Origin of the sequence: Aromatoleum sp., from assembly GCF_032027225.1 — a bacterium.
Taxonomy (GTDB): domain Bacteria; phylum Pseudomonadota; class Gammaproteobacteria; order Burkholderiales; family Rhodocyclaceae; genus Aromatoleum.
The window spans coordinates 1-25,689 of record NZ_JAVSMM010000033.1 but is presented as its reverse complement, the minus strand read 5'-3'; the positions used below and the strand labels follow the sequence as shown (position 1 = coordinate 25,689).

Below are 25,689 nucleotides of genomic sequence, written 5' to 3'. Positions count from 1 at the left end.
TTTTGTGCGCCCGGCACGGGCGCACTCTTGGAGGTGAAAGTCCTCCCGTAAGTTGATCACAGCGAACGAAGCGAAGCGCAACTGCATGAGGGTGACTGATTGTGGGGAGGAAGCGTGGAGCGAAACTGCGAGCCGATGAACAAGAACCGGATAGAAGGCGTTGCCGAGCAGGGCGATCGGGCGAAATTCCGCGAAGCTCTCGTGATCAAGGCGAAGCGGCGTAGATCCGGCGGTTGTGCAGTGAAGGAGTGCGTTCTTACCCGGGGAGATCTCGCCTCATGGCTGAAAGGCCGACGTCGCAAGACGGAGCGAGAAGTCAGCAGAGGCCGTAGTAGCTGCCGGTAGGGGGCGAAGGGCCGAACGAGGAGAAGTGTTCGAGACCATGTCGATGTTGAACGCAAGGCGTCAGAAGTCTGCGCAAGCAGAGCGGGCAGGCGTAGCGCACGGTGAAGCCGGGCACGATCCTGCCCGCGACGAAGCGTCCAGCCCGCGACGGGAAACCGAGAGCACAGGGTCGGGACTGCTGCAAGCTGTCCTGACGAGAGAGAACCTGCGGCAAGCATGGAAACGCGTCAAAGCCAACAAAGGGGCGGCGGGCGTGGATGGTCTGGATATTACCCAGACCGCACGCCACCTCGTCACCACGTGGCCGAAGATACGGGAACACCTGCTGCGGGGGACGTACCGGCCCAGCCCGGTACGACGGGTAACGATCCCGAAACCGGACGGCGGCGAGCGCGAGCTTGGCATCCCGACGGTCACGGATCGGCTGATCCAGCAAGCCCTGCTGCAAGTGCTGCAACCGATGCTTGACCCGACATTCAGCGAACACAGCTACGGCTTCCGCCCCGGACGGCGGGCCCACGACGCGATACTGGCGGCACAGGGCTACGTCCAAACTGGCCGGAAGATCGTAGTTGATGTCGATCTGGAGAAATTCTTTGATCGCGTCAACCACGACATCCTCATCGACCGCTTGAAGAAACGCATCGACGACGCCGGGATCATCCGGCTGATACGGGCGTATCTGAACAGCGGCATCATGAGCGATGGCGTCGTGCTGGAACGGTATCAGGGCACACCGCAAGGTGGGCCGCTGAGTCCGCTGCTGGCGAATGTGATGCTGGATGACGTGGATAAAGTGTTGGAGAAGCACGGCCATTGCTTTGCGCGCTACGCCGACGACTGCAACGTGTATGTACGCAGCCAGAAAGCGGGCGAGCGGGTGATGGCGCTCTTGCGCAAGAGCTACGGCAAGCTGCGGCTCAAGGTCAACGAGGCCAAGAGCGCGGTAGCGAGCGTCAAGGGGAGAAAGTTCTTGGGCTACAGCTTCTGGTTCGCCAAGGAAGGCGTCAAGCGCAGGGTGGCCGACAAGCCGATGGGGACGTTCAAGCAACGGGTAAGGCAACTGACCCGGCGCTCGTGCGGACGCAGCATGGCGGAGGTCATCGACAAGCTCAAACCTTACCTGTTGGGATGGAAAGCCTACTTCGGGTTGGCGCAAACACCGGGAATCTGGCGCACGCTGGATGAATGGCTGCGCCACCGATTACGGGCGATTCAGCTCAGGCACTGGAAGCGGGGTAGCACGATATACCGGGAACTGATCAACCTGGGCGCGGCCGAGCATGTGGCGAAACGCGTGGCACAAAATGCTCGCTGCTGGTGGCGCAACAGCGCCGGAGAACTCAACCGGGTTCTGACGATTGCCTACTTCGACAGGTTAGGCCTGCCCCGTCTCTCATGACCTCAACTTCTCGAACCGCCCGGTGCGGACCCGCATGCCGGGTGGTGTGGGAGGGGATCGGTCAGGTATCCTGACCGCCCCTATCCCGATGTTTCAGCATGACTCCAGCACCGAACTTCGCTGGACTACGCCACAGCCCGTTGTGGCAGGTTTATCAATAGCTTACGTGAGTTCATCCTATGCCGGTGCTTTCCGAAACTTGACCCGGCTTCCGTCCGCTTGGCTCCTAACAGGCTCCTGGAAACCGCGTCTTTCCGAGGAGTCATCATGGCTAAGATCAAACTCACCAAGTCCGCAGTCGATGCGGCAAAACCCCAGGCGCAGCCCATCGAGCTGCGTGACACGCTTGTTCCCGGCTTCCTGTGCAAGGTTACACCGGCCGGTCGCAAGGTCTTCATGCTCCAGTACCGGACGAATGCCGGCGAACGGCGCAAGCCGGCGCTGGGCATGTACGGAGAACTGACCGTCGAACAGGCCCGCTCGCTGGCGCAGAACTGGCTGGCTGAGGTTCGCCGAGGCGGCGATCCTGGTGCCGCCAAGACCGAGGCGCGCAAGGCACCCACTGTTGCGGAGTTGTGCAAGAAATTCATGGAGGACTACTCCAAGAAGCGCAACAAGGCCAGCACCCAGGTCGGCTATCAAGGCGTCATCGATCGCTGCATCATCCCGCTGCTGGGCCGCAAGAAGGTTCACGACGTGAAGCGGCCTGACGTTGCCGGATTGATGGAAAAACTTTCGTACAAGCAGACCGAGGCGAACAAGGCGTTCAGCATCCTGCGCAAGATGTTCAACTTGGCCGAGGTGTGGGGCTATCGGCCTGACGGCACGAATCCTTGCCGCCATGTCCCGATGTTCCCTGCAGGCAAGTCCACCCACCTCATCAGTGACGAGGACATGGGCAAGCTGTTCCGGCAGCTCGACAAGATCGAGACCGAAGGGTTGGAGAACTACGTCATCCCTCTGGCGATCCGTCTGCAATTCGAGTTTGCCGGCCGCCGCTCCGAAATCGTCACGCTCCAATGGGAATGGGTCGATCTGGAGAACCGGAGGGTGGTCTGGCCTGACAGCAAGACAGGTGGCATGTCCAAGCCTTTGAGTGAGGAAGCCTACCGGCTGCTTTCGACGGCGCCGAGGCAGAAAGGCAATCCCTACGTGCTGCCGTCGCCACGCCATCCGGGGCAGCACCTGACGACGGGCGAGTATTACGGCGGCTGGTGCCGTGCGCTCAAGGCGGCGGGCGCGACGCATGTGGGTACGCACGGCATCCGCCATCGCTCGGCGACCGACATTGCCAATTCGGGTATCCCGGTCAAGGTCGGCATGGCGCTGACGGCGCACAAGACCGTGGTGATGTTCATGCGCTATGTCCATACCGAGGACGATCCGATACGCAAGGCGGCCGAACTGGTGGCGAATCGTCGCAAGACAATCACCGGCGAGCAGCGCCCTGCGGAGGTGGTCGCATGAGCAAGGGAACGCTTTCCACGACGACCGCGAAAGGCGCCGCCGTCCCAGCCGGCTATGCCGGCATCCACAGCGGCATCGTCGAATTGCTCGATGCCGCGCGCCAGGCGGCAGCACGCAGCGTCAATGCGTTGATGACGGCGAGCTATTGGGAAATTGGCCGCCGCATCGTGGAAGCCGAGCAGCAGGGCAAGCGCCGTGCGGGGTACGGCGAGCAGTTGATCGAACGGCTGTCCAGTGACCTGACTGGGCGGTTCGGGCGGGGCTTCGGTGTCAACAACCTGGAGAACATGCGGCGCTTCTTTCTCGCGTATCCCCGTTCGGTGATTTCCCAGACACTGTCTGGGAAATTGCGAAACGAAGTGGCTTCTGAGAAATCCCAGGCAGTGTCTGGGAAATTGAGCCTGTCCGATCTGGCGCACGCCTTCACGCTGCCGTGGTCGGCCTACGTGCGGCTGCTGTCAGTCAAGGACGACCATGCCCGCCAGTTCTATGAAGCCGAAGCCCTGCGCGGTGGCTGGAGCGTGCGCCAGCTCGACCGGCAGATCGGCAGCCAGTTCTACGAACGCACGGCGCTGTCGAAGAACAAGACGGCGATGCTGGTCAAAGGCGCCGTGCCGAAGCCGGAAGATGCCGTCACGCCCGACGACGCGATCAAAGACCCGTATGTGCTGGAATTTCTGGACCTCAAGGACGAGTATTCGGAGTCCGATCTTGAACAGGCCCTGATCCATCGGCTGCAAGACTTCCTGCTCGAACTCGGTGAGGGCTTCACATTTGTTGGACGACAGCGGCGGTTGCGCATCGACCAGACCTGGTATCGGGTCGATCTGCTGTTCTTCCATCGGCGGCTGCGCTGCCTCGTCATCATTGACTTGAAGCTCGGTGCCCTGACGCATGCCGATGTGGGCCAGATGCACTTGTACTGCAACTATGCGAAGGAGCACTGGACGTTTCACGACGAGAACCCGCCCGTGGGTCTGATCCTGTGCGCGGACAAGGGTCACGCTTTGGCGCGGTATGCGTTGGAAGGTTTGCCCAGCAAGGTCATGGCAGCAAACTATCGAACCGTGTTGCCGGATGCCGAACTGCTGCAAAAGGAATTGGAGAACACGCGGCGTCTGCTGGAATCTCACGCAACGATTCGTCCCAAGACTCGCAAGCGATAACGGTGCGTCCCGGCGTCCCGGCGTCCCGGCGTCCCGGCGTGCCGCCGTCGCGCTGCGCATCGAGCCTCGCTGCGCGAGTCTCGCCTCATTCGGGCTTTCATCGTTCCCTCGCTCTGCTCGGCTGACGCCTCCGGTCCTTGAGGGCCTGCGCGCTCCGCTTGCCCATCCGTGCCTTCGTTGGAGGTGGGGTGGGCGGTCTTGCTGTTCCCTATCACCGTACCACGGCGTTCTCGCCGTCAAGGGCTGCGCGTGCCTTGCACGCTTGCGGCCGTGGCCGTCCATGACCCTGTGACAGCTTGCGCTGCGCCGTGCTGGCGCCGGTTCCGGGCAATTCCGCCCGAGCAACCGGAGCACGATCATGTCGCAACTCTCTCTCGCTTTCGATTCCTCGCTGCTGGTGCGTGACAGCCAGGGGCGCTACATGCTGGCCACCGCCGATCAGATCCTGGAGGCGGCCCGCCAGGTCATCGACCAGAAGATCCCGCGCGGTGCGCTGTTCACATCGCCGACGCTGGTCAAGGACTACCTGCGCACCAAGCTGGCCGGCTTCGAGTATGAAGTCTTCGCGGCACTGTTCCTCGACAGCCAGCATCGGCTGATCGAGTACGCCGAGCTGTTCCGTGGCACCATCGACTCAGCGGCGGTGTACCCGCGCGAAGTCGTGAAGACGGCACTGCGGTTCAACGCAGCGGCAGTGATCTTCTCGCACAACCATCCGAGCGGGAACCCCGAGCCAAGCCAGGCCGACAGACAGATAACCCAGCGGCTCAAGGAGGCGCTGGCATTGGTGGACGTGCGCACACTGGATCACATCGTCGTCGGTGGCGAGTCCACAGAGTCCTTCGCCGAACGGGGGCTGTTGTGATCCCGGGGGTTTCGGCCCCCTTTTTGCTGCGCCTTATGTCGAACTCTCCGGCCCCATGAGCCTTCGCGCCTGCGGCGCTGCGCGCTTCGCTTGCACGGGGTCTGCGCCATCTACGGCCGTTGCCAGAACTTCTATCTTCCCTCGCTCATCATCTGATCCGCGACTGTAGTCCGCATCGGCGCGCCTTGACGCTTCGGTGCGTTTTGGTGCATTTCGGTGTAAGCTGGTGATCGAGTTTCATATTGGTTGGTCCGACGCTTATGCCTCAATCGCAACCGCTCAAGCGCTTCACAGTCTCCCTTGATGCTGAGGACTACGAGGCTTTGCGCAAGCTGGCTGAAGCGCAACGTCCGCCGTTGCCGCTCCAGTACGTTGTGCGCTTGGCCATCCGGCGCTTTCTGGATCAGCCTGAAGGTACGGTTCTTCGGCCCATTGAGGACGATACACGGTGAAGCGAACAATGAGATTGGCTATGCCATAAAGGACGCAATGCAGCGAGGGGAGTATGACGGTCCTACAAGAAATACTTGAATGGTCTCAAGGCCGTCCAGCGTGGCAACGCGACGCGCTGCGTCGGCTCGTACTCAATGGAGAACTCTTCGACGATGACATCCGCGCACTTACCGAGGTTTGCAAGAGTGCGCATGGCCTCGCTGAGGAGCAGGAAATCGCGCACTTCGCCAAGGAGCATGTGTCCGACACAACAGCGGGTGCTGCCCCTGTTTCTCTGGTATCAATCTTCCATCATCGCGGTGTGAATGCGCTGGCCGAGGACCAGACACTCAAGTTCGCACCCGGTCTCACCGTGGTTTATGGTGATAACGGCGCAGGCAAGACGGGCTATATCCGAATCCTCAAGGGTGCCTGCCGGGCGCGGGGGCAAGAGAAAATCCTGGGCAATGTTGTCTCCGGCACAGCACCGCTCGCGCCGGTGGTTGCGATCAAGTACAAGATCGGAGCTGAGCCTGAACCACGGGAATGGACCGGAACCGGTGAGGATGAGTTCGTTTCGCGTGTGAGCGTATTCGATACACAGTGCGCTTCCGTCTACCTGACCGAAAAAACCGATGTTGCCTTCCGGCCCTTCGGCTTGGACCTGTTCGACAAGCTCGTGAAGGCGTGTAAGGCCGTTCGCGCAGAACTCGAAAGCGAACAGCGCGCTCTTGCGTCAAACGCTCTCACCGCTGTTCAGGCACAGGTCCCCGAAGGTACAGCAATTGCGAAGTTTCTAACGAACATTAGCTCCCTTACCAAGCTGGACGCCGTAGAGGCACTCGCGCGTCTCTCCCCGGAGGACGAGGCTCGGCTTGCGCTTCTGGAGAAGTCGCTGCTCGACTTGCAGGCCAATGATCCCGAAAAGCTGATCCGGCAACTCACCCTGCGCGCGGGTCGGGTTCAGACACTGGCCCGGCACCTCAAGGAGGTGGAAGCGGCGCTTTCGGTGGAGGCCGTGGCTGCCGTGTTCGATGCACGGACAGAAGGCCGCCGCAAGAGCGAGGAAGCAAAACGGCTGCGGGAGGCAACATTTCCCGAAGGGGTGCTGCCTGGAACCGGCACCGATCCCTGGATCGCGCTTTGGGAAGCGGCGCGTCAGTTCTCGCAGGAGTTAGCCTATCCAGACAAGGCATATCCGGTCGTAAAAGACGGCGCTCATTGCGTCCTGTGCCAACAGGATCTCGATCACGCAGCATCCCATAGGCTCAGCCAATTTGAAGCGTTCGTGGCTTCGACAACGGAACGTGAACTCCGGCAGATCAGGGAGAAGTTCGCACGTTTGCGAAAGGGCTTCACTGATCTCAGGACGACAACCGAAGCCGTTGACGAAGCGCTCAAGGAAATCCGCATCGAGCATGAGGCCGTTGCGGACGCAATAGCCGCAGCGCTTTCAGCCAACGAGAACCGCCGTAGGACTGTCACCGCAGCCATCGCCGAAGACAAGGACCTGGCCCCCGAGTGTCCCGCCCTCGTGTCGGCCTCTCGTGACGCCGAGGCGCTGGCCGGGGAAATCGAGGCCCGGATCAAGATGCTGCGCACCAGCGCTACCGATGAAACCCGCAAGCGCATGACCACCGAAGTACAGGAGTTGCGTGCCCGTAAAATTCTGGCAGCACATCAACAGACTGTTCTTGATGATATCGAGCGTCGGAAGAAGTACGCCGCTTATGGGCTGTGCATTGACGAAACCAAGACACAGGTGATTACGCAGAAGAGCACTGCTGTTACGAAGGCTGTCGTATCGCAGAAGCTCAAGCAGAGTTTTAAAGATGAACTGGTCAATCTGTCTTTCGGTCACGTCGAGGTCGAGTTAAAGGAACTTGGCGGTGCGGACGGCGTTTTCTACCACAAGCTTGCTCTTACGCGCGCACCTGGCGTTGACTTGCCAAAAGTTGTGAGCGAGGGCGAGCAGCGCTGCCTATCCATCGCCGCATTCTTTGCGGAACTCAGCACTGCTGATGACCTCTCTGGCATCGTGTTCGATGATCCTGTGTCCTCGCTTGATTACCAATGGCGTCAGGGTGTGGCTCGGCGCTTGGTGTTGGAGGCCAACACCCGGCAGGTTATCGTTTTCACCCACGATGTCGTCTTCCTGCTGCTCCTAAAGCAATTCGCGGAAGAGCTGGGCGTCGATCAGTTTGACCAACACGTCCGGTTCCTTTCCAAGGGTGCAGGCGTGTGTGCGGAAGAGCTTCCGTGGGTTGCGCTGCCGGTCAAGAAAAAGATCGGCTACCTGAAAAGCGGCTGGCAAGCCGCCGACAAGCTTTCTCGTGACGGTCATCAGGACGCCTACGAGAAAGACGCCAAGTATCTTTACGGTTTGCTGCGGGAAGCATGGGAGCGCGCCCTCGAAGAAGTCCTATTGGGCGGCGTGGTCGAACGCTATAGGCCGAGTGTTCAGACACAACAAGTTTCTCAGATCGCCGACATCACTCCCGAGGACTGCAAGACCGTCGAGGCGGCTATGACGAAATGCTCGAAATGGCTGCCTGGCCATGATCAAGCCGCGGCGGCTCGTGCGCCGGTACCCGGTCCGGCAGAACTCAAGGCCGACATCGAAGCTTTGGAAAACTGGGTAACGGCGATACGTAAGCGCCGCAAAAAACCCATTGAGACCGCATCCGCATGAGCAACGTAAATATCAAACGCGCCGTCGAGAATATTCGAGCGAACACGACCGTCTACACGCCCGTTGTCGAGATGATCGTTAACGCCATTCAGGCAATTGACGAGGCTGGCCGCAAAGATGGGAAAGTCCAGGTCCGCACGCAACGGAACGCTCAGGTCGAGCTGGATGGAAGCTTACCGGAGGTCACAGGCTTCGACATCGAGGATAACGGTATCGGCTTTAATGACGCGCACCGCAACTCCTTCGACACGCTCTACACCGACCTCAAGATTGCCGAAGGCGGTAAGGGATTCGGCCGTTTCACTGGACTTAAATATTTCGAGGACCTGCACGTCAAGAGTATCTATCGCGATGGTGCCGTCCTTAAAGCACGCAGCTTCTCAATGGGCAAGGAACACGAGATTATCGTGCGCGAGAAGGTCACACCAAGCGACAAGCAGGACACTGGCACTGTGGTCACTCTGGCGCCTCTGAAGACGGGACGCGCCTTCGACAAGAAGCTTTCGACCATCGCCCGCAGCCTCGTGGAGCGGCTGCTGCCGTATTTCATCACGCAGGATTACGTCTGCCCCGACATTGTTCTTTCGGAGCAGGACGGGAGTAGCGCGATCCGCTTGAACGATTTCGTGAGCAACGAATTGTCTGCCGTCATCCGGGAGATCGGCATTGATCGCAAGACCTTCACGCTCAAGGCTTCCGATACGGAAGAGGAGTTCCTGGTCCGCGTGTTTAAACTCTACTCCCCGCGCAACCAGAAAAGCCGAATCAGCCTTGTCGCGCATAAGCGGGAAGTCTCAGGGTCTGCGATCCACAAATACATCCCAGAGTTCGTAGACGAGTTCTTAGAGAAAGATCGAAACGGTGAAGTAGACAGCACACGCAATTACATCATCAAAGCTTACGTATTCGGACCCTATCTCGACCGGAATGTTTCGCTGGAGCGAGGCGGGTTTGAGTTTCAAATGGACAGCGACCTGATTCTCGGAATTGGGCAAACCCAGATTGAGCAGGACGCTGCCACGATCGCCCGTGAGGCGATGGGTGCAGATATCACGTTCCGGCAGGAAAAGAAGAAAGAGCGTGTGCAGTCCTACGTCGATGAAGAAGCGCCGTGGCACAAGGCCATCCTGGAAAAGATCGACCTGAGCGGGATGCCCTATAACCCAAGCAATGAAGAGATCGAAACGCGGTTGCAGAAGGAGAAGTTTGCGCAGGAGATCGCCATCAAGCGCGATGTAGCGAAGCTGATGGCCGAGACAAATTTCGAGAATGTGCAGGACAGCGTGATCGAGATCGTCAATAAAATCTCCGGCACCAGCAAGAATGATCTGATTCACTACATCGCATTACGCCGAAAAATCCTAGACATCTTCGGCAAGAGCCTTGAAACAGATGAATCTGGAACGTATTCCTCCGAAGGTGTGGTCCACGACATCATCTTTCCACGCAAGGGTGACACCGATATCACGTCCTTTCACGATCACAATCTCTGGATCGTAGACGAAAGGCTGAATTTCACCACCTACGTTTCCTCTGACCTCCCCCTCAACGGTGGGAATACTGATCGTCCTGACCTGTTGGTCTACAACAAGCGGGTACTGTTCCGAGGCGATAACGAAGCGAGCAACCCGATTACGATCTTCGAGTTCAAGAAGCCTCAGCGTGACGACTTCGTGAACCCGTCCTCCCGAGAGGACCCGGTCCAGCAGATCGTGCGCTACGTGAACGACATCCGGGACGGCAAGTACAAGACACCCGAAGGCCGCAAGATACTTGTTGCTGAGAACACACCGTTCTACGGCTACATTGTGTGCGATCTGACGGCCAAGGTAGAAACCTGGCTTGAGCGCGAGAAGAACTTTACGCCCATGCCCGACAGGCTCGGCTGGTTCCAGTGGATGGGCAACATCAATCTCTATGTTGAGGTCATAAGCTGGGACAAGGTGCTGAAAGACGCGAAGATGCGCAGTCAGATATTCTTTCAGAAACTTGGAATCTAGTGCGGCCGTCATGTGCGCGCTGAATTGCGCTGGCTCGATAAGTTCGAACGTGAGCCGGAAGAAGCATCATCGTTCGGCATTTTTTTTGCGCCAGCAAGAATTCAGGGCAAATCGAATTGCTGGATCTGAACAGGTCGGGCATCCACGTCGCCGATTGCCTGAGCAACGCAAGACAGATAACAAGCAGTCCTGATCGTGGTATCTCTGCGTCCCGGCGTTCCGCCGTCGGGCTCGCGGGCTGCGCCCCGCGCTTCGTACCGAATCGCGGCCATCCGGCTTTGATCCCTGACGCCTCCGGCCCTTGAGGGCCTGCGCGCTCCGCTTGCCCATCCGTGCCTTCGTGGGAAGTGGGATGGGCGGTCTTGCTGTTTCCCTTCACCGTACCACGGCGTTCTCGCCGTCAAGGGCTGCGCGTGCCTGCACGCTTGCGGCCGCGGCCGTCTGCGACCCCTGACTGCTTGCGCTGCGCCGTGCTGGCGCCGGTTCCGGGCAATTCCGCCCGTGCAACCGGAGCACGATCATGTCGCAACTTTCTCTCGCTATTGATTCCTCACTGCTGGTGCGTGACGCGCAGGGGCGCTATCTGCCGGCTTCCACTGACCAGATACTGGCTGCCGCGCGCCAGGCCATCGACCATAAGATGCAGCGTGGAGCGTCTTTCACTGCACCGGCAACGGTCAAGGACTACCTGCGCACCAAGCTGGCCGGCTTCGAGCACGAAGTGTTCGCAGTGCTGTTCCTCGACAGTCAGCATCGACTGATCGAATACGTCGAAATGTTCCATGGCACGATCGACAGTGCATCAGTTCATCCGCGCGAAGTGGTCAAAGAGGCGCTGCGGTGCAATGCGGCGGCTGTGATTTTCTCGCACAACCATCCGAGCGGGAATCCCGAGCCGAGCCAGGCCGACAGGCAAATAACCCAGCGGCTCAAGGATGCGCTGGCACTGGTGGACGTGCGCACGCTGGATCACATCGTTGTCGGCGGCGAGTCCACAGAGTCCTTCGCCGAACGGGGGCTGCTTTAACCAAGGGGGCTTCGGCCCCTTTTTTGCTGCGACTGGTGTTGAGTCCTTCGGCTCTCACGGGCCTGCGCACTGCGCTTGCACTCCAGGGGAACGGCTTGCAGCCGATCCCCGCCGCGCGTGGCTTGGCGCCCCTGAAAAGCTGCCGAACAGGTTGCACCTGATCGGCCTTCGCGCCTGCGGCGCTGCGCGCTTCGCTTGCGCGGGGTCAGCGCCATCTGCGGCCGTTGCCACAACCGCCGTCTTCCCTCGCTCATCACCTCATCCGCGACTGTAGCCCGCGCCCGTGTGCCGTCAAGGCGCGCCGGGCCGTGTCCTCGCTGCGCTGCGGGCCGCACCAACCCGTCGCTTGTTTCCTTGACGGCACCCGTTCGCGCGCTCCTGACCGTCGCGGGCGATGAACTCAGGAAAGACGGTGGCAACGAGGCCGGCCCAGGTCTCCGCGCCGACCCCACCGGAAAGCCGAAAGGCGGGCTCCGAATCTAGGAATCCGGTGGGGTTTCAACAGCAAACCTTTTGTCAGGAGTAAGCACCATGCAACTTGCATCCCGTTTCGCATCCCGTTCCCCGATGCTGCGCGCAGATCATCCGCTGTCGGATGAGCAAATCCAGCGCGTAGCCCCATCCATCTTTGCGGAAGCCCCGCACGAAAGCCGCTCCGAGCGATACAGCTACATCCCCACCGCCGCCGTGCTGGCCGAACTGCGCGGCGAAGGGTTCCAACCCTTCATGGTGTGCCAGACCCGCGTGCGCGATGAAGGCAAGCGCGAGCACACCAAGCACATGATCCGGCTGCGCCACGCCAGCCAGATTGCCGGCAGCGAAGCCAATGAAATCATCTTGCTCAATTCCCATGACGGAACGAGCAGTTATCAAATGTTGGCGGGCATGTTCCGCTTCGTGTGCAGCAATGGCCTTGTCTGCGGCGACACCGTGGCGGACGTGCGCGTGCCCCACAAAGGCGACGTGGCAGGCCATGTCATCGAGGGCGCTTATGAAGTCTTGCATGGCTTCGAGCGTGCGCAGGAATCCCGCGATGCCATGCAGGCCATCACGCTGGACAGCGGCGAGGCCGAAGTTTTCGCCCGCGCCGCGCTGGCCCTCAAGTACGACGACCCGGACAAGCCCGCACCCATCACCGAAAGCCAAGTGCTGGCCTCGCGCCGCTTCGACGACCGCCGACCCGACCTGTGGAGCGTGTTCAACCGCACGCAGGAGAACTTGACGCAAGGCGGACTGATGGGCCGCAGCGCCAACGGACGCCGCCAGCGCACGCGCCCCGTGCAGGGCATCGACCAGTCCGTGCGCCTGAACCGCGCCCTGTGGCTACTCGCCGATGGCATGCGCCAGTTGAAAGCCTGAACCCCACGCGGCAGGGGCAGGCAGCAGCCCTTGCCGCTTTCCTTCGTCGCTGCATCCCTTGACCGATAGGAGCTATCACTATGAACGCCGTAACCCAAACCGAAACCCGTGCCATCCACACCGCCGCCACGCTGGAAGTGGCCGACCCCACCAAGAACCTGATTCTGGTGCCGCTGTCGCAGCTTCGCCCGTCCAAGCGCAACGTGCGCAAGACCAACCGCCGCCTTTCCATCCCGGAACTGGCCGCGAGTATTCAGCGCGTCGGCCTGCTGCAAAACCTTATCGTCAGTCAGTCCGAGGATGACGAGCACTACGAAGTCGAAGCCGGAGACCGCCGCCTTGCGGCGCTGAAGCTGCTGGCAAAGAAGAAGCGCATTGCCAGTGACTTTGAAGTGCCTTGCCTGCTGGTGGCCGATAGCAGCGCCCGCACCGTGAGTCTTACCGAGAACGTGCAGCGCGAGGCCATGCACCCCGCCGACCAGTTCGAGGCATTCGCCGCGCTGGTCAAGGAAGGCCGCCCCATCGAGGACATTGCCGCCGATTTCAGCGTCACCCCGCTGGTGGTGCAGCGCCGCTTGAAGCTGGCGAACGTCTCGCCGCGCCTGATGGAGGACTATCGCGCCGATGCTGTGACGCTCGACCAGTTGATGGCCCTTGCCATCAACGACGACCACACCGCGCAGGAAACCGCGTTCTATGACGCACCGAACTGGCAGCGCAATCCATCCGCGCTGCGCGAGCGCCTGACCGAACGCGAAATCGACGCCACGCACCCGCTGGTGCGCTTCGTCGGGCTGGACGCCTACACGGCGGCAGGTGGCGGCACTCGCCGCGACCTGTTCGCAGACGATGACAGCGGCACTTATCTGGTCGATGCCCCGCTGCTGGAAAAGCTGGTGCGCGGAAAGCTGGATGCGCTGGCCGAGGACGTGCGCGCCGAGGGTTGGGCATGGGTGGAAGCTGTGCCGCACCTGAGCTACGCCGAACGGCAGGCGTTCCAGAACGCCCCGCGTCAGCAACGCGAACCGAACGCCCGCGAGGCCCGCCGCATCGCTTCGCTGCAAGCCCGCCTCGACAGGATTGACGCGGCGCTGGAAGACGCCTACGACGCCGAGGACGAAGACAAGGCCGAGGCGCTGGAACAGCAGCGCGAGCCGGTGGCCGCAGAACTGCAAGCCGTGCAGGACGCCTTGCAGGACTATGCCCCGGACGTGCGCGCCGTCGCCGGTGCCATCGTCACCATCGACCGCGACGGCGAAGCCGCGATTCATCGCGGGCTGCTGCGCGAGGCCGAGGCCAAGGCACTGCGCACACTGGAAAAGCTGCGCCAAGGCTTCACCGGCACGGAAGACGCGAACGACGATGAAGGCGAGGACACCGAACCGCCGAAGGCCGCGAACCTGTCCGACCGGCTGGCGCAGCGTCTGAGTGCGCACCGCACCGCCGCGCTGCAAATCGAAGTGGCCCGGCATCCGCAGGTAGCACTGGCCACGCTGGTGCATGGCATGGTGCAGACCGTCTTGCAGGACAGCCACTACGGCCACACCCTGCCGCTTGGCGTGCGCCTCACCGTGAAAGACAGGCTGGACGCCTACGCGCCCGACTGGCCGGAATCGCCTGCCGCCGTCGCCTTGCGCGAACTGCAACAGGCATGGGGCGAGCGGCTACCGCAGGATGATGCCGACCTGTTCGCCACTCTGCTGGCACTGCCGCAGGACGAACTGGTGCGGCTGCTGGCCGTATGCGTCGCCGCCACCGTGGACGTGGTAACGCCACGCGCCACGCAGCACCAGCCCGGCGCGGAACTGGCGCAGACGGTCGGACTGGACATGGCCGCATGGTGGAAACCGACCGCCGAAGGTTACTTCAACCATGTGTCCAAGGCCGTGATTCTGGAAGCCGTGCAGCAGTTCGCACCGTCGCACGTCACCCGGCTGTCCAAGCTCAAGAAGACCGACATTGCCAGCGAGGCCGAGCGGTTGGCCGAAGGCACAGGCTGGATGCCCGCCCTGTTCGTGGCAGAGTGCGGCACGGCGCAAGACACAGCGCCGCAGGAAGCTGACGCCGAGGCCAACACCGAAGCGGCGGAAACGCGGGCGGCATGAGGTAGCCGCGTGAAGCATGGCCCCGGCGCAAACCGCGCCGGGGCTTTTTGCTGCACTTCAAAATCCGGGCGCGGCACATCTGCCGCGCCCGGTCTCAACGGCCAAAGCAAAAACGCCACGTCGCCGCCTTGAATCAGGCGGCGACGTGGCGGCGCACAAATGCCTTGTGCGCGGTTCGGCAATCGGCGCCCGCAAGCGGGCCAGGTTTCCACAGCGCCCCGCCACGGTGGGCGGTGCGCGGGGCTACGCCTGACTTGGCTGCGCTGGGTTGTGCGAAAGCGTGCCGTCCTCGACGCTGACGGTGGGCTGTCCGGGCCGTCACGCCGGCCTGTTCACCGACATGCCCCACGGCCTTTGCCATGACGAATCCACAACACGCCTCAAGCCGTCCACCACTGGATGCAGAGGACATTCCCGCCTGTCGCTGCGGGTCAGACCTTGCCGGCATCAGGGCGCGTGCCGGCGAAGCCTTCATGCGGAGCGCCGAGCCGGCCATCGCTCCATTCGGGTCAGTTCGGCCCGTTGCGTCCTTGGTTCGTTGTGAATCCTGGCAGGGGCACGGCTGCGCCTCGGGCTTCCTGGCTGCAACCGTCCGGCGCAAACAATTTCCCCTGCGCTGCGCGCATTCCTCGCGGGACAAATTCTTTGCGCCTCCCGGTCCTCCACGCTGTTGCGGCCGCTACGCGATGCAGCCCGCCCGTCCCCCGCCGACCGGATCACAACAAGGACGCGATGGGCGCGACCTTGGCAACCCGAAAGGAGCAAACATCATGGCCAACATCGGCACCTTCACCGCACAGAACGACGGCTTCACCGGCACGGTCCGCACCCTGACGCTGAACGTCAAGGTCAAGTTCGTCCCCAACGACAAAGGCAGCGAGAATGCCCCCGACTTCCGCATCCAGGCGGCGGGCGGCTACGACATCGGCGCGGCATGGAAGAAAGTCAGCCAGGCCGAGCGGCCCTACCTGTCGGTGACGCTGGATGATCCGTCGTTCCCGGCGACGATCTACGCCCGCCTGATCGAAGAAGAAGACGGCTCGCACAACTTGATCTGGTCGCGCAGCAAACCGGCGGCCTGACAGCCGCCCCGGCGCCCCGCCCACCGTGGCGGGGCGCTCTTCTCGCTACGACTCGGATGCCGCCAGGCGGCGTTCCGTCTCCGCCATCAGCTCGGTCGAACTGCACCCGAGCGCTCGCGCGATCTTGAGGATGAGCGCGAGCGTCGGCATGTGCTCGCCGCGTTCCACCTTGCCCATGTGCGAGCGCTCGACGCCGGCCAGATGCGCCAGCGCCTCCTGCGCCACACCATGCTCCGTGCGCAGCGCACGCACCGCCTCGCCGAAAGCCCGTGCCGGCTCGGCCTCGAAGGTGGTGGCGCCGGCCGGTCGGCCGCGCTGGATTGGACGCTTCTGCATACACAGAAGCGTCGATTCACGGCACAATTAAAACCACGTTAAAGATAACTCTTTCCTCGCTTTTACCCTACGATTCGAGCACTTGCTGCTGGCCCGCCGGGCCGGCTTTGGGTGGATGCGCAAAGGCGGATTGCCGCCTTCGTGCTTCCGTTGATTCGGTGATTGCCGCGAGTGCGCTTCCGTGAGCTTCTGCAAATACGCTTCGCCTGCTTCAAGGTTTTCCGTACTTCCACGAATCCGGCTTTGCGGATTGGTGTGCAAGCACATGCGTGCATCGTCGGCTTCGTGCGAATCAGTGCCGCTTTCCCGGTTCACCCCACAGCGAACAAGCACGCGAGCCTGGCGCACGCCGCTTGCCGTCAACCCCGGCCCGCACCGGACCGTGTTGGGGTATGACGGCCGCGCTTGGCGCGTGCGCCTTCTGTCGCCTCGCTCCGCCGTGGAGCGAACCCTTCAAGAGGAAGCGACCATGAAGACACTCATTACCGACGAACAACGCGCGCAACTGCTCGCCAACGGCCGCGCTCGCGCCGAAGGCGCGGGCATCGACCCGCTGCCGGTGGTCAAGCTGTTCACCCCGGACGCACACGCAACCTGGCTGCTGACCGAACTCGATCCCGAGGATGGCGACACCGCCTACGGCTTGTGCGACCTGGGCCTGGGTATGCCGGAGGAAGGCACCGTGCGGCTGTCCGAGCTGGCGTCCATCGTCGGGCCGCTGAAGCTGCCCGTCGAACGTGATCTGTACTTCGTCGCCACACGCACGCTGTCGGAATACACGCGGTTGGCACAGCGCAACGGGTCGATCATCGACTGACCGGCCCCGCTGGCCCGCAATCGCGGGCCAGCACAGCGCTGCCAAGCGCGGCGCACTGTGTCTATTTCGGTCTGAGTTCAGACCGCCCGCGCATCAATCGCCACTCATGCACCGGCGAAGTGCGGGCATGACCAAAACAGTCCTGATTGCCGCTGCGGCTTGCGGCATCGTGTCCATTGCTGCGCACCATCATTGTTCGCGCAGCCGTCGCATTCGGACGACCTGTGCAATGCCCTGGAGCCAATCGGTCTTGACACCGCCAGTTTAGCGAGTACCCGTGACGATACGCCGATGAAGCCGTAGCTCCCCCTGACGCCCGTGGCGACGAGCCCTGCTGTCCGACAGGAGGCTGCGTCATGGCAGAGTCCGATCATTGGCGCCCCGGTGCCGCTTACCTTTACGTCCTGCACCTGGACGGCCCCGCGTTGGCATGGGAATACTTGCGCCGCCACCCCGACTATCGGCGCGACTGGCTGCGCCGTCGCCGTCATCCCGGAGCGGCCCAGCACTGGGGCCTGCGCCTGCTGGAAGACCCGGCCCTGGATGCGCGCGACGCGCACCCGGCCTGGTTTCCCGACCACGACAGTGTGGTGCAGCTCTATCCCGACACCGATCCACCGCCCGATGCCGAACGCTTTGCGTTCTGGCATCTGCCAGGTCGCAAGCACCTGATCCACGATGGACGGCGGCTGGTGCTCGCCACGCGCTGGGCCGGCTGCTGTCTGCACCTGGCCTTCGCGTCCGATCTGGCGGATGGCATGGCCTTCGCCTATGCCGTGCGCGCATCGCCCGATCCTTGTTCGCGTTGCCGCGCACTGGTGGGCGAGCTGGACAAACTGGTGGCGACCGCACCGACAGCATTGGCCGGGCCGCGTCCCTCGACGACCGCGCTGCTGGAACTGCGCACCTTGCAGGCCCTCGACGGCACGCTGGCCGGCGCATCCCTGCGCACCGTGGCGGACGTGCTGTTCGGTGCGGCGGCCGTCACCCGAGACTGGCACGCGGATGGCGCACTGCGCGCTCGCGTGCGCCGCCTGGTGCGGCGGGGCCAGACCTTGATGCGCGGCGGCTACCGCCGTCTCGCGCAGCTTCATCCGCACACGCAGGGACGTTTCGCATCCCTCGCAAAACGTCCCTGAGCACAGCGCCTTTCTTTTCTGAGACTGCCTCCATCCGGCCGCGCTGTTGTGGTCGGCGATTCAGACCGATGGAGGTTCACGCCATGAGACCCGCACCGCTGCGGCCGCAAGCCGCCCCCGCTGCCCAGCAGCAGCCCGCCCAGCCTTCGCGCTACCTGACCAACGACGAAGCCGCCGACTACCTGCGCCTGTCGCCGCGCACGCTGGAAAAGCAGCGCGTGATCGGCGGCGGCCCGCGCTTTCGCAAGTTCGGCCGCCGCGTCATGTACGCGGTGGCCGACCTCGACGCCTGGGCCGATGCGCGCAGCTTCGAGGCCACGTCCGATCCCGAGTACGCCGAACGCCATGCCGGCGATTACCGCGATGGCCGCTGACAGCCGGCGCGCGGGTGGCCCTCGTCGTGTCCAGCTCGGAGAAGGAGCGCGAACAGCTCGACCTGTTCCGTGCGCTGCCGGGCGACATGGCGCCGCGCGACGCACAAGACCTGATGGCCTATCCGTTCTTCTCGCTGGCGAAATCGCGCCGCACCGCGCCGATCGACTTCCGCTCCGGCGGCGTCACCGTGCGCGTGGAAGGCACGCAGGAGCACGGCATCGCCACCATCTGGGATGCCGACATCCTCATCTGGGCCGCCAGCCAGATCGTCGAAGCGCGCGACGCAGGCATTCGCCCATCGCGCAGGATGCAGGCCACGCCCTACGAGATCCTGCGCTTCATCGGGCGCGGCACGTCGCTGCGCGACTACCAGCGCTTGAAGGCTGCGCTGGATCGCCTGCAATCGACCACGATTGCCACCTCGATCCGCGAGACGACCGGGCGGCGCCTGCACCGCTTCTCGTGGATCAACGAGTGGAAGGAGCGGACGGACGCCAAGGGCGTGCCGCTCGGCCTCGAACTCATCCTGCCGGACTGGTTCTTTGCCGGCGTGCTGGACGAAGCCCTGGTGCTCACCATCGACCCGGCTTACTTCAAGCTCACCGGCGGCATCGAGCGCTGGCTGTACCGCCTGGTGCGCAAGCACGGCGGCAAGCAGCGCGACGGCTGGCAGTTCGACTTTCCCTACCTGTACCGCAAGTCCGGCAGCCTGGCGCAGCCGCGCGACTTCGCCCGCGACCTGCGCCTGCTGGCCGCGCGCCAGTCGCTGCCCGGCTACGTGCTGTCCGTCGAACGCTGGCCCGGCACACCGGAAATCCTCGCCTTTCGTCCCGTGCCGTCCACGGCACGTTGATAACCGTGGGGATGAAAGCGGGACAAGCTGTGAATGGGCTCGTGCTATCGGGCGCGCCGGGACTCGTGCTATCAGGCGCAGCGGTATCGTGCTATCAGGCGCGCAAATCGCCGCTAACTTCAGCGGCCGCAAGGGTTTTTCCGGCCCTTAACTTTATATCTAACTTTAAAAGCTCTCTAACGAATAACAAGAGCTTGTTATTGGCGCGGTGGATAACCGCCGAAGGTCAACAGCAACAGCGTTTTTCAGGCCGTTCATCGAGCCGCCTTCCGCAAAGGAGGGCTGCGCCATGATCGTCGCCTTGCTCAACCAGAAAGGCGGTGTCGGCAAGACCACGCTCGCCACCCACATCGCCGGTGAACTCGCGCTGCGCGGTCAACAGGTCATCCTGCTGGATTCCGACCCGCAAGGTTCATCGCTCGACTGGACACAACGGCGCAGCCAGCAGGGGCTACCACGGCTGTTCAGCGCCGTGGGCCTCGCACGCGAAACGCTGCACCAGGAAGCGCCGGAGCTGGCACGCCGCTGCGATCACATTGTCATCGACGGCCCGCCACGCATCGCCGCACTCGCGCGCTCCGCGCTGCTGGCGGCCGACCGCGTGCTGGTGCCGGTGCAACCGAGTCCCTACGACCTGTGGGCCAGCGCCGAGATGGTGGCATTGATCCGCGAGGCGCAACTGTTCAGGCCAGCGCTTCGCGCGGCCTTCGTCATCAACCGGCGTGTGGTGCGCACCGTCATCGGACGCGAAGCGCGTGGCGCACTCGCCGAGCAGCCGCTGCCCGCACTGCACGCGGAAATCCGCCAGCGCATCGTCTTCGCCGACAGCGTGGCCGCTGGGCGGCTTGCACGAGAAACCGCGCCAGACAGCGCTGCTGCACGCGAGATCACGGCGCTGACCGACGAGCTGCTGAGGTGGTCGCCATGAGTAGCAAGCGCATCGCCATCGGCGTGCGACCGCCGGCGAATCCGCAGGCCGAGGCCTGGATTCGCCAAGGCGACGCCAACGGCGTCCAGAAAAGCGACCTCTACACCGCGCGCCTGACCCTCGATGTAACGCCCTCCATGCGCGCCCGCATCAAGGTATCGGCCTTCACGCAGGGCGTGACGGTAGCCGAGCTGCTGCGTGCGCTGCTGGAACGCGAGTTCCCGGAGCACACGCCATGAACCCCGCCACGCAGGCGGTCATGGCTGCGCCACCGTCTTCACCGCAGCCGCTCGCATCACTCGACAGCCGCGTGCCGCTCACGCGCGTGTCGCTCGCCTACATCGAGCAGCGCATCAATCTCTATCTGCGCTTCGGCCATCCAGCTCGCACCGTGCAGCTCGACCGCTGGCGGCGCTGCGCGGTGTTCCTGCCGGCGGCGGTCTTTTGCCGCATCCGCTGGGAATCGAACGACTACGGCACCGTGCGCTGGCAGCTCCTGGTGCTGCAAGCCTGCACGCCGCTGGATGCCATGCAGAACATCCCCGGCATTCGTCCTGGTGCGCGCCTGCTGCTGCACGCCGAAGGCGAACAGAAAACGCGATCCGTGCTCGCACGGATCGACGCCATCGAAGCGCTGGGCATCGACCCCGCCGACGTGTCGCCCGCGTACTGGCGCACGCTCGGCAACCGTCTCGCCGCACGCCTGCCGCTGCCGGACTACACCGCCGAACGTCATGCGGCCTGGCTGGCCGGGAGGGCACTGCAATGAACATCACGACCGTCACCACAAGCGCCGTTCCTCGCTCGCGCCATCGCGCGCGCCTCGCACTGGCTGCACTCGCTGCCTGCGGCCTCGCTGCGCTGGCCTGGGCGGCCTTCGTGCAGCCATCGGCGCGCATCGTCTACAACCCGTCCGACAGCGTGCCGGTCGGCTGGTATCGCATCGAACCGGCGCACGCGCTGCACGTTGGCAGCATCGTGCTGACCACCTTGCCGGCAGACGCCGCCGCGCTCGCCGCGCAGCGCGGCTATCTGCCGTCGCACGTTCCGCTGCTCAAACGTGTTGGCGCGGTCGCGCCGCAACACGTCTGCATCGTGAATGGCATCGTGCGTATCGACGGCGTGCCCATAGCCGCCGTGCTGCGCACCGATCGCTGGGGCCGGCCGCTGTCATCCTGGCCACAGTGCCGTCCGCTCGCCGATGATGAGCTGTTCCTCCTGAGCAACACCAACCCGGCATCGTTCGACAGCCGTTACTTCGGGCCGGTCAGCGCCGTCGCCGTGCTCGGCGTGGCGCGACCGATCCGCCTGGAGCCACAGCCGTGACGGCGCACAGCAGCGCGCCGTTCGGCATGTCGTTCCCGTGTTCAGGCCGGTGCAGCGCGTGTGCGTTCGCACCGCGCAGCAACCGGCATTCCCCCGTGCAGACAGCTTGCCCTGAGCGCGCCATGCCGCAGGCATGGCGGGCGCTCGCCGGCGGCCAAGCTGCGCTATGCGCAGCGCCGCCGGGGCATCGCCCCCCCCCGTGCCGTCAGGCCGGGGGAAGATGCAGGGCAAGATTGAAGGGTGCGGCACCACGGTGCGCACAAAGCCAGTCTGCACGTGGGGTTGGCGCGGCACGCGCCCTATCGCGGCACCGTGCCGCGAGCAGCGTCAATGCCGCACGGGCATTGGCGAAACCGCGTGCATCACGCCCTGTGGTGCGCTGCACTTCGCCGGAGCTGCCGCATGAGCCGGCGCAGCAATGACGACGCCGACCGCTTCCGCCTGCGCCCCGGCGCGCCGAAGCAGCGCGGCGATGCCTTCGTCTCCAAGGTGCTGCGCCAGGCCAGCAAAGCGGCCAATGCCACCGGCGGCAAACGCGGCAAGGCACCCGGTTCGCGGTTGGGGCGCGGCCACGTCGCCGCGCGCTTCACCGGGCAGTCGCTGTCCGCGACCTCGCGCCGCGCCACCGTCAAGGTGCGGTTGGTGTATCTCAAGCAGGCCGGCGCGCGTTCGACCATCACGCACCTGCGCTACATCGAGCGCGAAGGCGTCGGCCGCGACGGCGAGCCGGGGCAGGCGTACAGCACGACCACCGACGACGCCGACCTGGCCGCCTTCGAGGAACGTGGCCGCGAGGACCGTCACCAGTTCCGCTTCATCGTCTCGCCGGAAGATGCCGCCGAGCTGGAAGACCTGCGGCGCTACACCCGCGACCTGATGACCCGCATGGAAGCCGATTTGGGCACGAGACTCGATTGGGTTGCCGTCGATCACTGGAACACCGACAACCCGCACACCCATGTCGTCTTGCGCGGCAAGGACGACACCGGCAAAGACCTCATCATCTCGCAGGAGTACATCACGCGCGGCATGCGCGAACGTGCCGCCGAACTCGCCACCGAATGGCTCGGGCCTCGCACCGAGCTGGAGATCCAGCGCAGCATGGCGCGCGAGGTGGAACAGGAACGGTGGACGGGGTTGGACCGTACCCTACAGCGTGAAGCGGCGGACGGCCTGGTGCATGTCGAACACTTCAACGAACCCCGGCTGCAACGCCAGCGCCTGCTGCTGGTTGGCCGCCTGCAACGCTTGCAGCGCATGGGACTAGCGAGTGAAAGCCAGCCTGGTGTGTGGGCCGTTCATGCCGACGCGGAACCAACGCTGCGCGCGATGGGCGAGCGCGGCGACATCATCCGCACCATGCAACGGGCCATGAGCGGCCAGCCGCGCGAGCTGGCTGTCTTCGAGCCAGGTGAGGACGGCCGAACCGTCATCGGCCGGGTGGCCGCCAAGGGGCTGGCCGACGAACTGCTCGACCGGGGCTATCTGATCATCGACGGCGTGGATGGCAAGGCCCACTATGTCGCGCTCAACGCCCGCGACGCACCCGGCAACTACCCGACCGGCGCTGTGGTGGAAGTGCACGGTTCCGCCGAGGTGCGGACGGCGGACAGGAACATCGCCGCGCTGGCGAGCGATGGGCTGTATCGCACCGATCATCACCTGGCGATTGCACAAGGTCAGGCGCAGGCCGGCCGCGATCCGCAGGAAGTCGTTGCGGCCCATGTCCGTCGGCTGGAAGCCCTGCGCCGGGCCGGTATCGTGGAGCGTGTGGCCGAGGGGCTGTGGAAGGTGCCGGACGATCTGCCCGCACGCGGGCATCAGTATGACGCGCAGCGCCTGGGCGGCGTGGCCGTGGAGTTGAAATCGCACCTGCCCATCGAGCGGCAGGCTCACGTGATCGGGGCTACCTGGCTGGATCAGCAGTTGATCGGTGGCGGCAAGAGATTTGGAGATTTTGGCTTTGGCAGCGAGGTCAAGGACGCGCTACAGAATCGGGCAGATTTCCTGGCCAAACAGGGACTGGCCGAGCGGCGCGGCCAGCGGGTGATCCTGGCGCGCAACCTGCTGGCGACGCTGCGCAATCGGGAACTGACGCAGGCCGCGCAGGACATTGCCACCGAAACCGGGCTGGAGCATCGCTCAGTGGCCGACGGGCAGCGCGTGGCCGGCATCTATCGGCGCAGCATCATACTTGCCAGCGGGCGCTATGCGATGCTCGATGACGGCATTGGGTTCCGTCTGGTCCCGTGGCGGCCGGTGATCGAACAGAGACTGGGACAGCAGATCGCCGCCACGGTGCGAGGCGGTGGCGTGTCGTGGGAAATCGGACGTACCAAGGGCATATCCGTCTAGTGTCGGATGCCCCATGCAGCTCCACGTCTCGAAGCCGGCGTCAATCGCGCGGCGGGTGGCCTGCTGATCGCCGAGCGCTTCCGTTTGTGTTCGCACGCCCTAGCACGATCTCAACTTGACGCGCCAGATCAGCTTCCTGGTGCAACCAAGCGCGAAAAGCTAGAAGTGCCGGATCTTCCTTTCGAATAGCGCGGTATTCTAGAAGCCAACTCCCGACTGTGTGCGCGACGATCGGGAATGGCGCGACCAACCGGCCCGCTGCCAGGGCGTCGCTGACGTAAGGGATTTGAGCGATAGCGACTCCGACCCCGTCGAGCGCTGCCTGCATCGCCATGACATTGCTCTCGAACGACACTTCACTGGCGGGGTGCACGGGAGAACGCAAGCCCGCAGCCTCGAACCAGTACGGCCATTCATTGGGCATGTCGGACACGACGATGAGAATCGCGTCGCGCAAATCGTCAGGCGAGCGCAGCGTCGATGCGAGTTTAGGGGTGCAGACCGGCACGACGGCGCTCGGGAATAGGCGTTCTGCATCGTAGCCTGGCAACGCGTCGGTATCGCGTCGGATAGTGCAGGTCCAGTCATCGCGTACCGGACGAGTTGCGCCACCCGTCGCCATGCGCACTTCGACGTCGGGATGGCTGCGATAGAAGCTTGCCAGTCGCGGGATCAACCAAGTGATCGCCAAGGTTGGACCGACTCCAACCGTCAGCACCGGGCCACTACGCATTGCCGTAACGCTTTCGGTGAGCCGGGCAATGGAATCGAAAGCATCAGTCAGACCGGACAGCAGCGCCTGCCCTTGCGCCGTCAGTTCAAGTGCGTTCGCATGTCGCAGAAACAGAGGAAAGCCAAAACGATCTTCCAGCAGACGGACCAAGCGACTTACCGCAGTTTGGGTGACGTTCAGCTCTCTTGCCGCGGCAGTGAAACTGCCATGCCGGCCAGCCGCCTCAAAAGCCCGCAGTCCGTTCAGCGAGGGCAACTGTCGCATCATGTGAGACCCCAATTTTTTCTTGGGGGAATGGTAAGTTAAAGTCGTTTGTCTGACAATGCCTACTACCTTAATATGCCTTGAAAGAATCAAATTTCTTACGGAGGCTCACATGCACTACTTCGCTAATTCAGGCTCTGTTTTCAACTGGCTATCGCCAGCGCAATGTCCGGTTCCAGTCGGACCCGGCCTTTGGGCATCTCTGAAGGTTGGGAGGCAATGTGTGACCAAAGGCGCTCTCTTCAGCATCGTCATTGCGATAACAGGAGTTTTATGTATGGCTTACACCCAACCGGCTTTCGCCCAGGAAAAGCGAGGCGTGATACCGCATGCGCCGCTGCTGAGAACAGCCGTGCCCGATACGGCTAACCAGGAAGTCGCCGTCTATCACGTCGAATATGAGCCGGGTGGCATCAATCCACGGCACCTTCATCCGGCTGCGGTCACCTTCCACATCCTTTCCGGCACTGGCATCTGGCAGGAGGAAGGTGAACCGCCAGTCACTCTACGCGCTGGCGACAGTCTGCTCGTTCCGGCCGGCACCATTCATGCTCACTGGAATCCGAGTTCAACGGAGAGACTCCGCTTTCTCGAATTCATCGTGGCTGAAAAGGACAAAGG

The 25,689-nt window shown here is 63.2% G+C and carries 23 protein-coding genes; 21 read left to right on the top strand and 2 right to left on the bottom strand.

What is annotated here, in order from left to right; translation table 11 throughout:
• Positions 1-370 precede the first annotated feature (370 nt).
• The 11 genes from ltrA (at position 371) to ROZ37_RS21520 (ending at position 15,942) form a co-directional block, all read left to right on the top strand.
• Complete coding sequence (ltrA, locus tag ROZ37_RS21570; protein WP_312662752.1) at positions 371-1,747, top strand: group II intron reverse transcriptase/maturase; 1,377 nt, start codon at positions 371-373, stop codon at positions 1,745-1,747.
• 267 nt (positions 1,748-2,014) lie between these two features.
• Positions 2,015-3,214 (top strand): tyrosine-type recombinase/integrase, encoded by a 1,200-nt coding sequence (locus ROZ37_RS21565; RefSeq protein ID WP_094159792.1) that lies wholly within the window; start codon positions 2,015-2,017, stop codon positions 3,212-3,214.
• Positions 3,211-4,380 (top strand): YhcG family protein, encoded by a 1,170-nt coding sequence (locus ROZ37_RS21560; protein WP_094159793.1) that lies wholly within the window; start codon positions 3,211-3,213, stop codon positions 4,378-4,380. Before ROZ37_RS21565 ends, ROZ37_RS21560 begins: the two co-directional genes overlap by 4 nt.
• Before the next feature lie 358 nt (positions 4,381-4,738).
• Positions 4,739-5,245 (top strand): RadC family protein, encoded by a 507-nt coding sequence (gene radC / locus ROZ37_RS21555; RefSeq protein ID WP_094159794.1) that lies wholly within the window; start codon positions 4,739-4,741, stop codon positions 5,243-5,245.
• Positions 5,246-5,505: 260 nt separating this feature from the next.
• Positions 5,506-5,697: a ribbon-helix-helix domain-containing protein gene (locus ROZ37_RS22150; protein ID WP_094159795.1), complete on the top strand. Its 192-nt coding sequence runs from the start codon at positions 5,506-5,508 to the stop codon at positions 5,695-5,697.
• Positions 5,698-5,750: 53 nt separating this feature from the next.
• Positions 5,751-8,369 carry an AAA family ATPase gene (locus ROZ37_RS21550; RefSeq protein ID WP_312662749.1) on the top strand — a complete coding sequence of 873 codons (2,619 nt, stop codon included), beginning with the start codon at positions 5,751-5,753 and terminating at the stop codon, positions 8,367-8,369.
• Positions 8,366-10,369, top strand: a complete 2,004-nt coding sequence (locus ROZ37_RS21545; RefSeq protein ID WP_094159797.1) for an ATP-binding protein — start codon at positions 8,366-8,368, stop codon at positions 10,367-10,369. The genes ROZ37_RS21550 and ROZ37_RS21545 overlap by 4 nt, the downstream gene beginning before the upstream one ends.
• Before the next feature lie 520 nt (positions 10,370-10,889).
• Positions 10,890-11,396, top strand: coding sequence for a RadC family protein (gene radC, locus ROZ37_RS21535; RefSeq protein ID WP_094159798.1), 507 nt, complete (start codon positions 10,890-10,892; stop codon positions 11,394-11,396).
• Positions 11,397-11,927: 531 nt separating this feature from the next.
• Positions 11,928-12,755, top strand: a complete 828-nt coding sequence (locus ROZ37_RS21530; RefSeq protein WP_094159799.1) for a DUF932 domain-containing protein — start codon at positions 11,928-11,930, stop codon at positions 12,753-12,755.
• Positions 12,756-12,835: 80 nt separating this feature from the next.
• A complete protein-coding gene (locus ROZ37_RS21525; protein WP_094159800.1) occupies positions 12,836-14,860 on the top strand; it encodes a ParB N-terminal domain-containing protein in 2,025 nt (674 codons plus the stop codon).
• A gap of 770 nt (positions 14,861-15,630) precedes the next feature.
• The gene (locus ROZ37_RS21520; RefSeq protein WP_009518866.1) at positions 15,631-15,942 is read left to right on the top strand and encodes a DUF736 domain-containing protein; all 312 of its coding nucleotides are present in this window, start codon (positions 15,631-15,633) and stop codon (positions 15,940-15,942) included.
• A 45-nt stretch (positions 15,943-15,987) separates the two neighbouring features.
• Here the strand turns inward: ROZ37_RS21520 and ROZ37_RS21515 are convergent, their stop codons facing one another.
• Positions 15,988-16,278: a helix-turn-helix domain-containing protein gene (locus ROZ37_RS21515; protein WP_094159801.1), complete on the bottom strand. Its 291-nt coding sequence runs from the start codon at positions 16,276-16,278 to the stop codon at positions 15,988-15,990.
• Between the two features lie 469 nt (positions 16,279-16,747).
• Here ROZ37_RS21515 and ROZ37_RS21510 point away from each other — a divergent pair, with 469 nt between their 5' ends.
• The 9 genes from ROZ37_RS21510 (at position 16,748) to ROZ37_RS21470 (ending at position 24,071) form a co-directional block, all read left to right on the top strand.
• A complete protein-coding gene (locus ROZ37_RS21510) occupies positions 16,748-17,095 on the top strand; it encodes a DUF2958 domain-containing protein (RefSeq protein ID WP_094159802.1) in 348 nt (115 codons plus the stop codon).
• Positions 17,096-17,451: 356 nt separating this feature from the next.
• A complete protein-coding gene (locus ROZ37_RS21505; RefSeq protein ID WP_312662747.1) occupies positions 17,452-18,234 on the top strand; it encodes a DUF7011 domain-containing protein in 783 nt (260 codons plus the stop codon).
• A gap of 83 nt (positions 18,235-18,317) precedes the next feature.
• Entirely contained in the window at positions 18,318-18,608 is a 291-nt protein-coding gene (locus tag ROZ37_RS21500) for a helix-turn-helix transcriptional regulator (RefSeq protein ID WP_094160647.1), read from the top strand.
• A 14-nt stretch (positions 18,609-18,622) separates the two neighbouring features.
• Complete coding sequence (locus ROZ37_RS21495) at positions 18,623-19,462, top strand: replication initiator protein A (protein WP_094159804.1); 840 nt, start codon at positions 18,623-18,625, stop codon at positions 19,460-19,462.
• 289 nt (positions 19,463-19,751) lie between these two features.
• On the top strand, positions 19,752-20,390 hold the full coding sequence (parA, locus tag ROZ37_RS21490) for a ParA family partition ATPase (protein ID WP_094159805.1): 639 nt from the start codon (positions 19,752-19,754) through the stop codon (positions 20,388-20,390).
• A complete protein-coding gene (locus ROZ37_RS21485; RefSeq protein WP_009518856.1) occupies positions 20,387-20,629 on the top strand; it encodes a hypothetical protein in 243 nt (80 codons plus the stop codon). Before parA ends, ROZ37_RS21485 begins: the two co-directional genes overlap by 4 nt.
• Entirely contained in the window at positions 20,626-21,159 is a 534-nt protein-coding gene (locus tag ROZ37_RS21480) for a DUF2840 domain-containing protein (protein WP_009518855.1), read from the top strand. Before ROZ37_RS21485 ends, ROZ37_RS21480 begins: the two co-directional genes overlap by 4 nt.
• Complete coding sequence (locus ROZ37_RS21475; RefSeq protein ID WP_009518854.1) at positions 21,156-21,716, top strand: S26 family signal peptidase; 561 nt, start codon at positions 21,156-21,158, stop codon at positions 21,714-21,716. The genes ROZ37_RS21480 and ROZ37_RS21475 overlap by 4 nt, the downstream gene beginning before the upstream one ends.
• A gap of 402 nt (positions 21,717-22,118) precedes the next feature.
• Positions 22,119-24,071, top strand: a complete 1,953-nt coding sequence (locus tag ROZ37_RS21470) for a relaxase/mobilization nuclease and DUF3363 domain-containing protein (RefSeq protein WP_094159807.1) — start codon at positions 22,119-22,121, stop codon at positions 24,069-24,071.
• Between the two features lie 40 nt (positions 24,072-24,111).
• On the opposite strand, the gene ROZ37_RS21465 is transcribed toward ROZ37_RS21470, so the two are convergent.
• Positions 24,112-25,071 (bottom strand): LysR substrate-binding domain-containing protein, encoded by a 960-nt coding sequence (locus tag ROZ37_RS21465; RefSeq protein ID WP_009518852.1) that lies wholly within the window; start codon positions 25,069-25,071, stop codon positions 24,112-24,114.
• 274 nt (positions 25,072-25,345) lie between these two features.
• Between ROZ37_RS21465 and ROZ37_RS21460 the strand changes: the two genes are divergently transcribed.
• A partial coding sequence (locus ROZ37_RS21460; protein ID WP_312662732.1) for a cupin domain-containing protein occupies positions 25,346-25,689 on the top strand: 344 nt, incomplete at its 3' end.

Bases quoted from the DNA above. Each gene is read 5' to 3' on its own strand.
- ROZ37_RS21565 (WP_094159792.1), top strand. From the start codon at position 2,015: ATGGCTAAGATCAAACTCACCAAGTCCGCAGTCGATGCGGCAAAACCC.
- ROZ37_RS21560 (WP_094159793.1), top strand. From the start codon at position 3,211: ATGAGCAAGGGAACGCTTTCCACGACGACCGCGAAAGGCGCCGCCGTC.
- radC (WP_094159794.1), top strand. From the start codon at position 4,739: ATGTCGCAACTCTCTCTCGCTTTCGATTCCTCGCTGCTGGTGCGTGAC.
- ROZ37_RS22150 (WP_094159795.1), top strand. From the start codon at position 5,506: ATGCCTCAATCGCAACCGCTCAAGCGCTTCACAGTCTCCCTTGATGCT.
- ROZ37_RS21550 (WP_312662749.1), top strand. From the start codon at position 5,751: ATGACGGTCCTACAAGAAATACTTGAATGGTCTCAAGGCCGTCCAGCG.
- ROZ37_RS21545 (WP_094159797.1), top strand. From the start codon at position 8,366: ATGAGCAACGTAAATATCAAACGCGCCGTCGAGAATATTCGAGCGAAC.
- radC (WP_094159798.1), top strand. From the start codon at position 10,890: ATGTCGCAACTTTCTCTCGCTATTGATTCCTCACTGCTGGTGCGTGAC.
- ROZ37_RS21530 (WP_094159799.1), top strand. From the start codon at position 11,928: ATGCAACTTGCATCCCGTTTCGCATCCCGTTCCCCGATGCTGCGCGCA.
- ROZ37_RS21525 (WP_094159800.1), top strand. From the start codon at position 12,836: ATGAACGCCGTAACCCAAACCGAAACCCGTGCCATCCACACCGCCGCC.
- ROZ37_RS21520 (WP_009518866.1), top strand. From the start codon at position 15,631: ATGGCCAACATCGGCACCTTCACCGCACAGAACGACGGCTTCACCGGC.
- ROZ37_RS21515 (WP_094159801.1), bottom strand. From the start codon at position 16,278: ATGCAGAAGCGTCCAATCCAGCGCGGCCGACCGGCCGGCGCCACCACC.
- ROZ37_RS21510 (WP_094159802.1), top strand. From the start codon at position 16,748: ATGAAGACACTCATTACCGACGAACAACGCGCGCAACTGCTCGCCAAC.
- ROZ37_RS21505 (WP_312662747.1), top strand. From the start codon at position 17,452: ATGGCAGAGTCCGATCATTGGCGCCCCGGTGCCGCTTACCTTTACGTC.
- ROZ37_RS21500 (WP_094160647.1), top strand. From the start codon at position 18,318: ATGAGACCCGCACCGCTGCGGCCGCAAGCCGCCCCCGCTGCCCAGCAG.
- parA (WP_094159805.1), top strand. From the start codon at position 19,752: ATGATCGTCGCCTTGCTCAACCAGAAAGGCGGTGTCGGCAAGACCACG.
- ROZ37_RS21485 (WP_009518856.1), top strand. From the start codon at position 20,387: ATGAGTAGCAAGCGCATCGCCATCGGCGTGCGACCGCCGGCGAATCCG.
- ROZ37_RS21480 (WP_009518855.1), top strand. From the start codon at position 20,626: ATGAACCCCGCCACGCAGGCGGTCATGGCTGCGCCACCGTCTTCACCG.
- ROZ37_RS21475 (WP_009518854.1), top strand. From the start codon at position 21,156: ATGAACATCACGACCGTCACCACAAGCGCCGTTCCTCGCTCGCGCCAT.
- ROZ37_RS21470 (WP_094159807.1), top strand. From the start codon at position 22,119: ATGAGCCGGCGCAGCAATGACGACGCCGACCGCTTCCGCCTGCGCCCC.
- ROZ37_RS21465 (WP_009518852.1), bottom strand. From the start codon at position 25,071: ATGATGCGACAGTTGCCCTCGCTGAACGGACTGCGGGCTTTTGAGGCG.